General features: G+C 42.5%; 13 protein-coding genes. 7 read left to right on the top strand and 6 right to left on the bottom strand.

The features are described 5' to 3' along the window. Window positions 1-389: 389 nt before the first annotated feature. From N480_RS23145 to N480_RS23135, 3 genes are all read left to right on the top strand, one after another. Window positions 390-2,447 carry an NHL repeat-containing protein gene (locus N480_RS23145; RefSeq protein ID WP_063374791.1) on the top strand — a complete coding sequence of 686 codons (2,058 nt, stop codon included), beginning with the start codon at window positions 390-392 and terminating at the stop codon, window positions 2,445-2,447. 71 nt (window positions 2,448-2,518) lie between these two features. Next, window positions 2,519-2,764 (top strand): hypothetical protein, encoded by a 246-nt coding sequence (locus tag N480_RS23140; protein ID WP_155732935.1) that lies wholly within the window; start codon window positions 2,519-2,521, stop codon window positions 2,762-2,764. A gap of 12 nt (window positions 2,765-2,776) precedes the next feature. Further along, window positions 2,777-4,414, top strand: a complete 1,638-nt coding sequence (locus N480_RS23135) for a methyl-accepting chemotaxis protein (protein ID WP_063374789.1) — start codon at window positions 2,777-2,779, stop codon at window positions 4,412-4,414. Window positions 4,415-4,982: 568 nt separating this feature from the next. Here the strand turns inward: N480_RS23135 and N480_RS25955 are convergent. Both N480_RS25955 and N480_RS23130 read right to left on the bottom strand, forming a co-directional pair. After that, entirely contained in the window at window positions 4,983-5,105 is a 123-nt protein-coding gene (locus tag N480_RS25955) for a hypothetical protein (RefSeq protein ID WP_269201065.1), read from the bottom strand. A gap of 477 nt (window positions 5,106-5,582) precedes the next feature. After that, window positions 5,583-5,891: a hypothetical protein gene (locus tag N480_RS23130; protein ID WP_063374788.1), complete on the bottom strand. Its 309-nt coding sequence runs from the start codon at window positions 5,889-5,891 to the stop codon at window positions 5,583-5,585. Window positions 5,892-6,169: 278 nt separating this feature from the next. Between N480_RS23130 and N480_RS23125 the strand changes: the two genes are divergently transcribed. From N480_RS23125 to N480_RS23115, 3 genes are all read left to right on the top strand, one after another. Then, a complete protein-coding gene (locus N480_RS23125) occupies window positions 6,170-7,549 on the top strand; it encodes an L-cystine transporter (RefSeq protein ID WP_063374787.1) in 1,380 nt (459 codons plus the stop codon). A gap of 335 nt (window positions 7,550-7,884) precedes the next feature. Beyond that, window positions 7,885-9,180 (top strand): hypothetical protein, encoded by a 1,296-nt coding sequence (locus tag N480_RS23120; protein ID WP_063374786.1) that lies wholly within the window; start codon window positions 7,885-7,887, stop codon window positions 9,178-9,180. Window positions 9,181-9,349: 169 nt separating this feature from the next. After that, window positions 9,350-9,826: a DUF3859 domain-containing protein gene (locus N480_RS23115; RefSeq protein WP_196761543.1), complete on the top strand. Its 477-nt coding sequence runs from the start codon at window positions 9,350-9,352 to the stop codon at window positions 9,824-9,826. A 79-nt stretch (window positions 9,827-9,905) separates the two neighbouring features. On the opposite strand, the gene N480_RS23110 is transcribed toward N480_RS23115, so the two are convergent. Beyond that, window positions 9,906-10,448 carry a cytochrome b gene (locus N480_RS23110; protein ID WP_063374784.1) on the bottom strand — a complete coding sequence of 181 codons (543 nt, stop codon included), beginning with the start codon at window positions 10,446-10,448 and terminating at the stop codon, window positions 9,906-9,908. Between the two features lie 102 nt (window positions 10,449-10,550). On the opposite strand from N480_RS23110, the gene N480_RS23105 reads away from it, so the two are divergent. Further along, a complete protein-coding gene (locus N480_RS23105; RefSeq protein WP_063374783.1) occupies window positions 10,551-11,468 on the top strand; it encodes a LysR family transcriptional regulator in 918 nt (305 codons plus the stop codon). Between the two features lie 52 nt (window positions 11,469-11,520). Here the strand turns inward: N480_RS23105 and N480_RS23100 are convergent, their stop codons facing one another. The 3 genes from N480_RS23100 to N480_RS23090 form a co-directional block, all read right to left on the bottom strand. Continuing rightward, complete coding sequence (locus N480_RS23100) at window positions 11,521-12,795, bottom strand: AAA family ATPase (RefSeq protein WP_063374782.1); 1,275 nt, start codon at window positions 12,793-12,795, stop codon at window positions 11,521-11,523. Further along, the gene (locus N480_RS23095; protein WP_063374781.1) at window positions 12,792-13,421 is read right to left on the bottom strand and encodes an RNA ligase family protein; all 630 of its coding nucleotides are present in this window, start codon (window positions 13,419-13,421) and stop codon (window positions 12,792-12,794) included. The genes N480_RS23100 and N480_RS23095 overlap by 4 nt, the downstream gene beginning before the upstream one ends. 156 nt (window positions 13,422-13,577) lie before the next feature. Further along, entirely contained in the window at window positions 13,578-13,922 is a 345-nt protein-coding gene (locus N480_RS23090) for a low molecular weight protein tyrosine phosphatase family protein (protein ID WP_063374780.1), read from the bottom strand. Window positions 13,923-13,931 lie beyond the last annotated feature (9 nt).

The raw sequence follows: 13,931 nt of genomic DNA, 5'->3' as shown, positions 1-13,931 counted from the left end.
ATCTAGCAATACATGGTGTTTTGGATGCAAAGAATAGATGGGCAAATGACGCGTCACGCCATCAACCTGAAAAATGCTAATACTTAAACTTTGCACTGTACCGAACAATCGCACTGTCTTGAGGTTGTCATATATTCTGAAAATTCTCTCTTAAGCCCCGTCAATGCTGGCGTTTTATGTGCCGAATCGTATTTTGCTGTAACGATGCAAATGTGAATTTTTTAATAAATGCGCGATTTTCATTATTCCATACTGGCGGGTAATTTTCTTCCTGCTACTTTTTTGTATGAAACAGCACTAATGAAATGATTATTAGTTACAGCGCCAAGGATCTGCCGAGTGTACTGGTAGAAGCTTGACTAAATGGACTCTTTTACAGGCTAGGTATTATGGGGATCTCATACCACAGTTATATTGGCACAACTGTTGACCAGCTGCCAAAATTACCGTGTTCTTCAAACGGACACCTTTCTCTAAGCACGCCAGTCGGTAGTTGCGTCGATAAATATGGTCGTATTTGGTTGGCCGATACGGCACATAACCGCGTATTGGTGTTCGACTCTGAAATGGATCAAATTCTTGCAAGCTATGGCACTGTCGGGGCTGGGCAGGAACAATTCAATATGCCGTTTAGGTTGCATGCTCATCCGGATAAAAATTGGGTGTATGTTACAGATATTGGTAATTTCCGAGTTCATATAGTGGAATACACCGAGCAGTTACATCTCCGCTCGATTAAAGTCTTCGGTTCTGAGCCTGAGGTCGAACTTAAGGGCCCCAATGGCATTGTGGTGCATAGTGGTAAAGTGTGTGTGGCTGATGAATTTTATGAAGGGCCAAATAGCCAGTCCCGATTAGTTATCTTCAGCGAAGATGGCAAGTTTGAAAGATCAATTGAAGAGATAGAGCCGCAAGGTGGTGGAGACTCTGTTCACTTACTGTGGCCCCAAGGTCTGAGCTTAGATAACAATGGCAATATTTATATAGCCAACACGGGGTTCGCAACCGTAGTTCGTTGTGACTGGCAAGGTAAAGGGGTGACTTTTAAGGCGTCTGGTAAGTGCTACATCGACGGATTGGCACTCTCCCGTGGTGTGTCTGTGATCCAAAACCGTATGCTTATCCCCGGTGGTGAGCCAAACGCCATTTCAGTGTATGACTTAAATGGTCAGTTTATGGGTCGTTTAGACGGTTTTTTTGCGCCAGTGCAGGTTACCCAAGCGATAGAAGCAAACACTTTGCTTATCACCGAACCATTTTTAGCATCGTTGCAAAAACATGCTGTCAATTTATCCACCCTAAAAGGGGGCAAATCGCGGGCGACGCGAGTTCTAAAAACGATTGGCGACGAACGTGATAATCCTGGACAGCTGCATTTTGTGACCTCTGTTGTTGGAGACGTTACTCGCACGCAGTCGGGTTATTCAAGTAATGCTCCTATTTTTGAACATTGGGTTGAGCATCAGCTTGCATTTCAGGAGCAGCTGGTAAAAGTCATGCAACCACCTGGGCTACCTTCTTGGTTGAGCATTGCTTTATCGGCGCAAACGGAATGGGTGCAACGGTGGCAACAGACTATGGTGCGGATTTTCTTGAATGATAAGTTTGATGATCCAGAGGACCTGCTTTGGATGATGGACTCAGGTAATTACCAATTGCAAGCAACCGAAGATGGTCAAAGTGATTCAGCCAGACCCATTAGTTTACCCATGTTACCTGGGTCGTTAGGGATCTCGTCATTAATACCTAAGCGAGCGCTGCCGGGTCAATTAGATCCAGAGGTACCCTTGTTAGTTGTGAGTAATTATTTAAGTGGAATTGTGACTGTTTTACAGTACAACGATACATTGGGTGAAATGGTGCCTTACACCGTTTTCGGTGGTCTAGGAACTGGTGATGAACAACTTAATAAGCCGCAAGGGATAGCAATAGACCCCACCAATAACGATATTCTAATTGCAGATTCAGGCAATAACAGAATTTGTCGTTGGCGCCTTGCAGATACTGGTGGGCCTTTTTTAGTTCATACCTTTGGTCGTCTGGGCTCTGAGCATGGCGAGTTTCACACCCCTTCAGATATTACCGTTGATGCGCAAGGCACATGCTTTATCACCGACCAAAATAACAACCGTATTGAAGTTTATGATCAAGCAGGTAAATGGGTACGCAGTTTTGGTCAAGAGGGGTATGGCACCGACAATGGTAATTTTTTACTGCCAACGAGCATTGATCATGAAAATGGCTATTTGTTTATTTCTGATCTTGTGAATCGAGCAATCAAAGTTTTCACTTGCTCAGGTAAGTACGTGGAGTCGTTCAGCGGCTTTGGTGCAGACAGAGAGAAGGGACAGCTGTGGCTGCCTTATCTATTGCACGTTAAAAACAGCAAAGTCTATTTGCCAGATTGTGCGCTGAACAGAGTGAACGTTTATCAATTTAACATTTAACAAGGACTGTGCGTGCGCTGCAAGCCTTAACTGTGCAGTGGTGGCGTGTACAGGCAATCTCAGGGGGAGTTATGGAGAGTGTATTTAAGCGTGCACAGGGAAAAAAGCTGTTGCATCGTAAATCACAGGACGAAAAGAGAGTATGCCAAAAGTCAGAGGCACACTCTCGTGATCTTATGCAGCAATTTCAAGAAGTGATCCAACACGTTGAAAAAAACGGCAAGGACGAGGACACATGTCGAGAGGCACTACGCCGCCTTTACAGTAGCCATGAGTCCTGTTTTTCTTCTCAAAAAGTGACAGAACCGCACGAGTAGCTGGGAGGCTCTATGAACTATTCAATTCATAATGCACCGATCGGTGCCCGCGCATGGATGATAGTGGTGTTGTTTGCGGTAGGGTTATTCGCTAACTCTTTGCTAGATGCACATAATACGAATAAACATATGCGTGCCAACTATGAATATGGCGTACAACTTATTATTGAAAGCGCGCTGGGGGTGATTAACTATTATTATGAGCAAAGTAGCAGCGGTGTATTGAATGAAGAAGAAGCAAAACGCTTAGCGCTAGAAGCAATCTCAGCTATGCGATTTGACAACGGTAATTACATCTTTGTCTCAGATAAAAATGGGATCCAACTGGCATCCGGTTTAAAGCACTTGCTGGGGACCAATATTCTGCCTCTGAAAGACGGTAACGGTAAGCTGTTTGTTGAGGAGTTATATGCAACAGGCAAAAGTGGCGGGGGGTTTGTGGAGTACTTATGGAAAACGTCACCAGATGCCACAGAGTTGACTCCTAAAACCAGTTACGCTGACTACTTTCACCCATGGGATTGGATGATTGGTACAGGCATCAATATTACCGCTTTGGAGGAAGACATCGAGCAATCTCAGATGATTTCTCTGATGAATGTCGTAATGGTTTTGGCAGTGCTGTCCACCTTGGTGATTTATTTCATCAGAAGTATTACTAAACCAATTAAAAATACGGTTTCGGCAATGCGGGATCTCGCCAGTGGTGAAGGCGATTTAACACAGCGTCTGAAAGAAGAGGGCAGCAAAGAGTTGATTGATTTGGCACAGTATTTCAATCGTTTTGTGGGGTCAATTCAAGACATCATGCTCAGTGTCAGTGCTGCGGGAACACAACTGTCCGATTCTGCTAATCGACTTTCTTCCTCTGTGTCGAGTGTTGACATGAATCTAAATCAGCAAAGAAATGACACACAAGAGCTGGCTGGCGCCATGAATGAGATGCTCAGTGCGGTGACGGAAGTATCTGGTAGAACTGTGGATGCTTCAGAGTTCAGCGTAAAAGCGGCCAAGCAAACTGAACAAAGCCTTGAGATTATTGAATGTAACATTCAAAAATCTCAATTGTTAGCGCAAGACATCGGTGAAGCCAGCGAGGTAATTGCACAATTGGCTTCGGATAGTCGCAATGTAGATACCGTACTTGAGGTGATCCGAGGAATCGCAGAGCAGACCAACTTATTAGCACTGAATGCAGCTATTGAAGCGGCACGAGCAGGGGAAGCCGGACGAGGCTTTGCGGTGGTCGCCGATGAAGTGCGCACTTTGTCACTGCGTACGCAGGAATCGACGATTGAAATCCAAACCATTATTGAAAAACTTCAGGCGGGGGCTGAACAAGCTGTAGAAGTGATGAGCAAAGGCGCTGAAAAAGCTTCAAATACGTCCGAGATTTCTTCCTCTGCTGGTGATGCGTTAAATGAAATCGCGCAGGAAGTGCACGCTATTCAAGGTATGAATCAGCAAATTTCAGCGGCGACAGAGCAGCAAACTATGACGGTCAATGGCATTAATCAAAATGTCGCGAATCTAAATGATGGCTCATCATCACTGGCTAATGAGTCAACCTTAATGGCGACCGCCAGTGAAGAGCTGAGTCAGGTTTCTGACAATATGATGAAAATGATTAATCGGTTTAAGTTAGCTTGATACTGGTATTGATATCACACGCAATCAATAACCATTTCAATAGACGTTTTTTGACTGGTTGTGCTAGCACGCAGTAAAGTGCTAACACAACTGTATATAGCTTGAAAGTCATTCCTGCACGCTGTTTAAAAGCAAAGAACAGCGATAATGTAAGGTATTTTCAAGTGTTTAAGATGCTTGAGCGTCACCCCTAGTTATAACTCTCATCAACTTTCGGTCGTTGATTACGATTTTGGTCTGAGCGTTTCGATAACTTGTGCATCAACCCATTTGGGGGCGCCAACAACGTAGCGGCTGCCATCATGCCTAACTTTGGCATCACCACGCCAGTAAAATAGGTATTTGCCATCATATTAGCAAAGGGGTTATACGTACTAGGTCTAGCACTTAAAAAAGGTGTATTTAATGTGTTTTACATTTAGGAATGTAGCACCATATAACAATAATAAGCACCGCAAGATAATTAATGAAGGTTAAATATAAAGTGATTTTTTAGGCAAGCAATATTAAATTGCTTGCCGGTTTGAAAGAATTTAATTTACTTATTAATAAACGTTGTGATTGTGTTTTATTCTATCTGAAGCGTATTGTTTAATGTGTCAGGAGGGACTATCCCATGGCTTGTACCACCTGATACTTTTTTTACTTCGACGTTTGAGAGCTTTTTCATCGTTTTTTTATGAAGTTTCATTTAAAGTCCTTTTATATTTTGTTTGGTATTTAGTCGTTTTAATTTGGTTGGTTATGCTGGTTTGCTTTTGTTATTATAATTTGAATTTATTTTATATACTATTGTTTCGGTATGAAAGTTTTAATTTTATTCTTGCATTATAAGGGATGTTTTATTTTCCTTTTTTGAGCGGTTTCTCAAGTTTTTAATACGCAAATTAACATTAAAAAGTTAAATAATTTTCACTGTTTTTAAAGCGCCAGTGAAATAGTGCCTATTACATAGGTGTAAGCACGGGTGTAAGCACGGGTGTAAGCCAATGTTATTGGCTCATCGATATCTGGAAGATGTTAAAAAACGCAGTAAAAGTGAATTTGATAGTATGTGGTATTTGGCATAGAGCAGAAAATGTTTGCTGACTGTTGTTTATGGGGGGGTTATTTTCTTGATTAAAAGTAGCAGTTCAAATAGAGCTATTGTAGCTGCTACTGCTTAATTTTAGTCCTCAGGTCCATTCATGGTAAATACCAAGTGCTTGCGCATATCTTTTAAAATCACCCCTTTTTTGACCATGGCGGCACTTAAACGTTTTTGCCATTTTAGGAGATCAGGTTTTGCGGCTTCTAATGCTTGCTCATTTTCGAATTGGAAGCACAATAACAAAGAGCTAGGAAACAAGTGGAATTCCATATCAAACCAACATTGCAACATTCCTGGGATTTCTTCACGTGCTTGCGCTTCCAGCTTGTCAGCAACTGCAAGTACAAGTGCTTGTTGTTTTTCTTGCACTTTAGAGAGTTTTTTCATAATTGGGCTCCTGTCAAAAGCTAAATATCAGGCCTGTTAGGCGGATTATAACCAAGGCGGTTGCGAGTCAACAACCAGAATCAAAACAGAAGAGGAAAAGGCCTAAGTTGGAGCCTGTGATCAGCTAATAAATCACCAGTTCAATAACTCTAGAATATATCTCATTCCCAATCATTCTTTTCTACTAGGCAATAATTTATTACTGTGCACGCTAGATAAAAATTCAAATTATCTTCTTAGTTAGATTTTCTCATTTACAATCATTTATAGGTAAATTTATGTCCTTCATCGCTATGGTGAGCCTTGCCGTTTTCGCCGCAATTCTCATTGTATTGTTCCAGTCTCAGAAAAAAGGTGCAACGCTTTCTCGGCTCGTGCTTATTGGCCTTTCTTTGGGGAGTGTATTTGGTTTTGCATTACAGTTTTTGCTCGGAGAAGGCCATCAAGCCATTGAAGAAACTTTAAACTGGACGAATGTGGTCGGAAGCGGCTATGTCAGTTTACTTAAAATGATCATAATGCCGTTGGTATTGGTTTCTATGGTCGCTGCGGTGGTTAAACTTGATAAGTCGGGTGCGCTTGGCAAAATCAGTGGCGTGACCATTTCAGTGCTGGTGGTGACGACCATGATTGCAGCATTGATTGGCATATTTATCACCCAACTATTTGGTCTGAGCGCAGAGGGTTTAACTGAAGGGGCGCGAGAAACATCACGTATTGCGGTGCTAGCATCTCGCAGCGAAACGGTCAGCGAGCTGTCAATTCCACAAATGTTGGTAAGCTTTATCCCTACTAATATCTTTCAAGATTTAGCATGGGAGCGTTCAACGTCAATTATTGCGGTCGTGATATTTGGTATTTTAACAGGTGTTGCGGCGCGAAAAGTGATGAATGAGCGTGAAGAATTAGAAGCTCCTATTCGTACATTTGTTGAAACGCTTCAAGCAGTAGTCATGCGATTGGTTAAAATGGTGATTTCGCTGACACCATATGGTGTTGCTGCGTTAATGGCAAAGGTGGTCGCGACTTCCAGTTTGGCTGATATCACCAATTTGCTAGGCTTTATTGTAGCCTCTTATTTGGCGATTTTCTTAATGTTTGTCGTACATGGTCTGCTAGTTGGACTAGTTGGTGTAAGTCCTAAACAGTTTTTCCAAAAGATTTGGCCTGTACTGACTTTTGCATTCACATCTCGCAGCAGTGCTGCAACGATTCCGCTGAATGTAGATACGCAAATAAACAAGCTTAATGTGCCCCCAGCAATTGCTAATTTGTCAGCGTCATTTGGTGCGACAATCGGTCAAAATGGCTGTGCGGGCATTTACCCTGCGATGTTGGCGGTTATGGTTGCTCCCAGTGTGGGCATTAACCCTATGGATATCTCTTTCATAATGTCATTGGTGGCGATTGTTGCAATTAGCTCTTTTGGTATTGCAGGAGTGGGTGGCGGTGCGACATTTGCAGCCTTGATCGTGTTACCTGCAATGGGCTTACCTGTCACAATTGCCGCGCTGTTGATTTCAATCGAGCCGCTGATTGATATGGCGCGTACTGCGTTGAATGTTTCTGGTTCGATGACTGCTGGCACCATAACTCACCGCCTTTTAGGCGACAAGGCACAAGCTTCAGCGCCGGCTGAGTCAGTCGTGCAATCTTAATTGATACAGCAAAAAGGGGTCAGATATTGACCCCTTATATCACCCTAAAACTTCCTTTTTCAACTCTTTTGGATAACGTGTTGCCAAAGGCATATATCTTTTGCCACCTAATAGATGAACAAGAAACTTATTTCATACACCCAAATGATATGTCAGCAATGATACTAGTAAAGTAGGGCTTTCCGTAATCCTTATAAAGTAAGGTAGGATGACGTTTTTTTCATTCAGTGATTTAATTAAAATATTAATGCTTACGTATATTTTGCTTCAATCTATTTGGTTAAATAGGAGGCTTGTAATAATATATAGCCAGTTTTTATTCCAGCTTATATCCTATGAAGTTACTACTCTGTATTTTACTATTTGTTTCGTTTAATGGGGCTGCCAAGCAAATCTATGCTCAAAATAGTGAGTGCCAGTTAGAAGATGCCGAGCCCATTAAGGTGGAACAGGATTATATTGAGTTTATTAATCGTTACAACTACACACAAGTGGTTGATATGCTTCGTTCCTTTCTTTTTGACAAAGCGGCATGGCATAGCAGAAAGCATCCAAATGGTTTGAAGGTTAAAAGCTTTAATATTGAATATAGCGAAAGGTTGCACACCGTATCTTATGCGTACTTCATTCTACAACCTGTTAAATCATGCTCAAAACCCGTGATAGTTGATGAGGCTAACTTAAAGCTTATCTCTCTAACTAATCAGAAGTATCTAAATAAAAGTGAGCAAGATCCTAACCCTTTATACATCAGAACCAATTTAATCACGCCAGAAAGTGCTTTTGGTGCAAAATTGGGAGAAAGCTATGCTGAAATCATTGAGCGCTTTGGTCGCTTCTCATTATTGTGGCCAATCAATGACACCATCTTTATGGCGGTACTGGGGAGGCGGCATGCTTTTTTATTTGAGGACCAAAAGTTCGTTGGTTATCACTATAACGCCAATTTGCTTCCCGTCTCGCTGACAAACATGTTAGAGCAAACGGATGCGGGCGAGATTTCGGTGGATGGGAAAAATGCATTTGAACTTGGAGCTGGACCAAGAGGGCAAATTACCAAAAGACATATTGAGTTGTTTAAGCTGTATTTTGACAATATTGACTGGTCAATTTGGGAAGATGGGTATGACCCGACTGAGAAATTTATTAAAGTGAGCGGTCTGTCAATTGGTGATTGGAAGATAAGCAAACATAAAGCAAATCCAATTCCTTGCTTTGACTTTGAAAAAGATGTCGAGCAATTTGTAGGTGAAAACACAGGGAGGCTGATATCGTCTGTAGACAAAAAAGGCCGATTGAATTATCTCACTGGGTGTATGCAGCAAATTGTGATCGAACATGGGCAGGTTTCTGAGGTCAATTTACTAGAGCAGTGGACAATCTCGAGAGCTAAATTACTGATTAAAGACAATACTCTAAGCCAACTCTCACCATGGCAGTTTTTAACAGTTAAAGAAGGCGATCCGGAAGAGGTATTGAATGGGGTGGGGTATACTGAATACAGTCGTGAGTCTGTGCCGTTTATTTCAGCTAAGTGGCAGGGCGAATTTTTAAAGTACGATGGAATGGTGTATGCCGCAAAACTAAAGCCTGTGACCAAGCAACAAGAAGAGAGTGATGATTCGCTTTAGAGGGAATCAAAGGCCCTAATTAGTGAGGTCGTATAACTATTACATTCCATTAAGGTTTGAAATAGGTGAGACTATTCTCTAAAAGCAAATACAAGCATAGGGACCTAGTTCTAATGGAGAAAAATATAAGGCAGCTATGATACGGAGCATATTTTTTGTAGTAGTGAGTTTGTTTTTTAATTCTGCATTCGCCGCACCAGTAGTACCAGATGGTATCGAGTCCGTTGTATTTGCGCACTCATATATTGAGAAAGTTGGTGGTGAGGTTATTGCCGAAGAAACGGCCGTTAACGACATAATTAGTATCGGTGAAAGTGCTAAAGTTTTACAAGAACGAACTTGGATTATCCCCAATAGACTGGGGACGGGGTTTGAAATTGGTGTGGCTTTTTATTCTATTCCTGTGCAAATACAATATTTTGATCTTTTGATAACTTATCCTGAGACCACTTTACCCTCTGGTGAAAAAAAGTCTCGGCTGGAACGTAAGATTGATATTTCGGGGCATCAAGGAGAATACGTTTGGGGATTTGGCTACTATTTTGATTTCCCCTATGAAACTACACCCGGAGACTGGCATATAGAAGTACGAGCAAAAGGGAGTTTAATACACCGCTCTAAGTTTACGGTGGTTACCCAAAACTAACTCATGTATTTATCTAACCAAGGTGGTGCAGATTGAGCCGTAGCGAATTTTTTACTCCACTGCACCTAGTTGATTGGCTTTATGACTCTGAATTTTTGTCGATAGGCCAAGGCCTCATGCTATAAAGCACTTTATCTTTTAGAACCAGCTTGTGTCTAATGGCTGCCCCAATGTGTAATACGACCAATGCTATTAGCCCTTGAATACACAAAACATGAATCGCACGAAATGTGTTAAACAGCTCTGGGTCATGATTGCCATTAAGCAAAACACTGCCAAAAAGCTGCACTGGTAAGTAATGGAAATTAGCGGTTGTATAGCCGGTCAACGGGACCAATACCATGAAAATATACATGGCATAATGAGCTGATTTTGCCATGTTTGCCAGCGTCGTTGATTGTGCATGTTTCGGTCTTGGGTGCTTTAAGACAAACCTTTTGCCAATGCGTATTAATAAGATGGCAGCTAGGCAAACTCCAATACTCGCATGGCCAATTAGCATAACGGTGCGATCTGCATCACTCATCTGCGGATAAAAACCAATAAATGCAAAACACATAAGGGTGAATAAAAAGGCGGATAGCCAGTGCAGTAATTTATAAGACCAACTGTAAGAATTCACGAACCGTTTCCTCTAAAAAGCAGTAATTTGTTTCAGGTTGAGAGCTTAATTGATATCTTTATTTAAATAATCGTCGAAATTTACAAAAGATTGTTTTTATATATGAACAATGATTTGAACCAAATTCGTATTTTTTGCAAAGTGGCTCAATTGCAAAGCTTTACCAAAGCCGCTGAGGCACTGGACATTGAAAAGTCCACAGTGAGTAATAAAGTCAGTCACCTCGAAGCGCGTTTAGGCGTCAAGCTGCTGCAGCGAACCACACGCTCCGTAAAATTAACGGAGGAAGGAGCGCAGTATTTACATTTTTGCGAGCAGGCGATGTCGCAATTGGCGCAAGGAGAAGCTTTTTTAAGTGAGATACGCGAGCAGGCTTCTGGCCATCTACGGGTTGCAGTCCCGCAAAACTTTGCTGATTTTATGGCTTCAACGATTGTTGTGCCATTTTTGCAAGCACATCCTAAAATCACTTTGGAGGTGCAGCAAGGCGCACATAGTGTGGACTTAATTAAAGATGGTTTTGATGTGGCGGTGAGAGCAAGCTTTAGTGACGTGGAAGACTCTAGCCTCGTCTACAGAAAAATATATCAGTCGCAGCGCGTGTTCGTCGCGTCACAACAGCATGTTGCCGAGCATGGCGTTGCCAGCAGCATTGAACAATTGCGCTCACAACCTTATATCGCCAGCTTTGCTGGCGCGCGCAGCGATGAGTCATTTAACCAAGTATATGCACAAGACAAATGGCATACCCTAAATGCACGGCTAACGGTCAACTCGACAGCCGCGGTACTCAGTGCGGTTGAAGCTGGGCTGGGATTCGCTATTATGCCTATTGGCATGGTAAAAGATAAAATTGCATCAGGTGAGTTTGTACAGATTGCATCCGATATAACCTTAACGGATTCAGTGATTTATCTAGTGTACCCAAGCAGAGTGGGGCAACCAGCCAAATTGAAAGCCTTTCTCGATATGATGGTCAGTTGGGGAGAGGGGATGATGCAACCAAATAAAGTGAAGTAGCCTGTATTTGGTTGCATTTGAATCGGGGTTTGCGATGCTGTTTCAGTTAGGATTAACTCATTGAGTCGAAGGTTCCTCGTCTGGCGAGCTCCACTCCTTTGTTGCCAATGAGCAAAAACCTATGTGCTTCGTTAAAACACGGCCACTGCAATTTTTCTATTTGCTCTGAAATAACCTGATTGTCTACGCTAAATCGACGATCTTGATTATTACGTCGCAGTGACTTGTCACTTAATTGAAAGGCGACCAAGGTGACAAGTGCACCGTAATTTCTACCCAGATCACAAACAATACTCCTGAAGTCTTTACGAATATTTGTGGCGTCCCACACCACATTACGCTTTTTGGCGAGCGCTTGCTTTAAGCGTCTTTTGGCAAGTTGAAGAACTTGTCCACGGCTTTTTTGGCAGGCTTGGTGACCATTTAGCTCCTGCCGTATGCCGTCAAGAGAAATGACTTCAAATCCAGCAAGGTGTTTTTTAATCCAAGTAGACTTGCCGCTGCCACTGATGCCACACATCACATACAGGTGGCTATAACTTTGACAGGCGTCATAGTTCTTAGCGATAGCTTCCTCGATGGTACTGATTTGTCCATGTGCCAATTGACTGATGGCAAGATTACTTAAATATGTTTGCTGAGAAGGAACTTTTTTCACTTGAATTTTGGATAACAGTGTCAAAATAGCGTTGTCTTGCAGTCCCCATAATTCATAATCTTGCGCAAACATTTTAAACTCTTCAAGCATGCCAAGCTGTAGTGCAAGGTCATCACAGGTCCTGCCTTTCATATCTGCAACTTCAAGCCAATATAAAAGTTCTAGGTTGGCATTTATGGCTAAGTGCAAATAATCTCCATAACTTTGGTTCTTTATCACCAGTAGCTTCAATTGGTTGTGAAAACCGACTAATCCCATAACCGTGGAAATGACACTATATGCCAATGGGAGCGCGATTAAGCGAGTGGCCAAGTAACTGGCACCCATCTCTTCATGTCGAGGAGCGACAACGCGCTCTATACCCGCAATTTCTTTGCGCCGAGTAGAGCGTGGCTTGGCAATATCATGAAGCAGTGCACCGAGAATAAGCGCTTGTCGGTGGACCCCTTTTATATGGCATGCCTCATTATTGAGCTCTGTGTATAACGCTTTTAATACCATATCGGTATGAATCGCGACATTGCCTTCAGCATGCCAGATAGGGTCTTGTTCTGTATCCTCGAATTGTAATAATAGTGGAAAGTAATCCGCCAAGTAATCAAGGCACTCTTGAAAGTCTGGTGTGTGATCTTGCGTGAGGCTGTTTAGCCAAGCTTCGAGCGCGCTCATTTTCGAGTTCCTTTCAAGCGATTGGGAATAACGTCAGTGTGCATCCAGTGTTTATTGGTTGTAACATGGTCACGCCTGACCCACTTCGCCACAGACTGTGAAAAAGCCTCAAACGCAAAGCTGTCGGCAAGACGCACCACATAGCCTTCTTGTTTTGAGGTATCCAGAGTGATGCTTTTAATTACCTGCTCATCCCAAGGGCCGACGTACAACTCTTTCGGTGCACTGAGCCCAAGCTGCTGAAAAAAGACTTTGCTATCATGCCAGTTTAGAGACTCATTGCGTTCATTCCACACCGAAAAAGCCAAGAAATAGCTACTCAAAGCATCGTAACCAATGGCGTGTTTGGCATACAGGTTTTCACCACAAATACGCCAACCTTTCGGTATTTTGTAACCTATTTGCGCTTGCAGCGCTTTGACCCAAGCTCTAGATGGGTGAAAGCGACTGTCCAACGACCGCGCGTGAATATAGTCGGTGTATAATGTGGTGTTTTCACCATCCATTTTTTCAGTTACAACGACTTGCTGGCCTTCAAAAAAGTGCGCATGTGTTTGTTGTAAATCATCTGGTGTCGCACCCGGCGACCAAGGTAGGTGCGGTGTACGGGGGTACTTAACTCTCATAATGTAATTCCAATATTTATGTCAATGATGGCCAACCGTGAGACTGGCCAGTACGCAAAGGGCATAGGCACATATCGCTTCCAAAATTAAAAGCACTCGAGATGCTGAAGCTATGTGCAAAGGTGGAATTACATGGTTTTATCCTCTTTAAATCGGTTAGGCATTGAAGGGATATGAGATACCTAAATGCATGCTTACAACTTCTTTGAAAAGTTGAACAAGTGCTGGGTCCATATACCTGTATTCATCGGGTACATCTAGCACCCGTATATCTTTGTATCTTGTTTGGCGAGCAAACTGGCATTTCAGTCGACACTTATGCTTTTCTTCCATGGTAAAAATGATATCCGCCCATTGGATATCTTGTGTGTTGACCGTCTTTTTTGCTCTTGGGCTGGTGCCAGCTGAGCGCACATTGATCGCTGAGTGATTTTTCCATACTTGCTCCCCTGTTGGGCTACGCCATTGATTACGGCTACAAATAAATAAAACATGACACATAATTTGCTC

Origin of the sequence: Pseudoalteromonas luteoviolacea S2607, assembly GCF_001625575.1 — a bacterium.
Taxonomy (GTDB): Bacteria; Pseudomonadota; Gammaproteobacteria; order Enterobacterales; family Alteromonadaceae; genus Pseudoalteromonas; species Pseudoalteromonas luteoviolacea_E.
Note: the sequence above shows the minus strand (reverse complement) of the source record. Positions and strands in the feature narration are given on the sequence as shown.

What these genes read in the sequence shown, in the direction of transcription:
- N480_RS23145 (WP_063374791.1), top strand. Translation starts at nt 390, where the DNA reads ATGGGGATCTCATACCACAGTTATATTGGCACAACTGTTGACCAGCTG.
- N480_RS23140 (WP_155732935.1), top strand. Translation starts at nt 2,519, where the DNA reads ATGGAGAGTGTATTTAAGCGTGCACAGGGAAAAAAGCTGTTGCATCGT.
- N480_RS23135 (WP_063374789.1), top strand. Translation starts at nt 2,777, where the DNA reads ATGAACTATTCAATTCATAATGCACCGATCGGTGCCCGCGCATGGATG.
- N480_RS25955 (WP_269201065.1), bottom strand. Translation starts at nt 5,105, where the DNA reads ATGAAACTTCATAAAAAAACGATGAAAAAGCTCTCAAACGTCGAAGTA.
- N480_RS23130 (WP_063374788.1), bottom strand. Translation starts at nt 5,891, where the DNA reads ATGAAAAAACTCTCTAAAGTGCAAGAAAAACAACAAGCACTTGTACTT.
- N480_RS23125 (WP_063374787.1), top strand. Translation starts at nt 6,170, where the DNA reads ATGTCCTTCATCGCTATGGTGAGCCTTGCCGTTTTCGCCGCAATTCTC.
- N480_RS23120 (WP_063374786.1), top strand. Translation starts at nt 7,885, where the DNA reads ATGAAGTTACTACTCTGTATTTTACTATTTGTTTCGTTTAATGGGGCT.
- N480_RS23105 (WP_063374783.1), top strand. Translation starts at nt 10,551, where the DNA reads ATGAACAATGATTTGAACCAAATTCGTATTTTTTGCAAAGTGGCTCAA.
- N480_RS23100 (WP_063374782.1), bottom strand. Translation starts at nt 12,795, where the DNA reads ATGAGCGCGCTCGAAGCTTGGCTAAACAGCCTCACGCAAGATCACACA.
- N480_RS23095 (WP_063374781.1), bottom strand. Translation starts at nt 13,421, where the DNA reads ATGAGAGTTAAGTACCCCCGTACACCGCACCTACCTTGGTCGCCGGGT.
- N480_RS23090 (WP_063374780.1), bottom strand. Translation starts at nt 13,922, where the DNA reads ATGTGTCATGTTTTATTTATTTGTAGCCGTAATCAATGGCGTAGCCCA.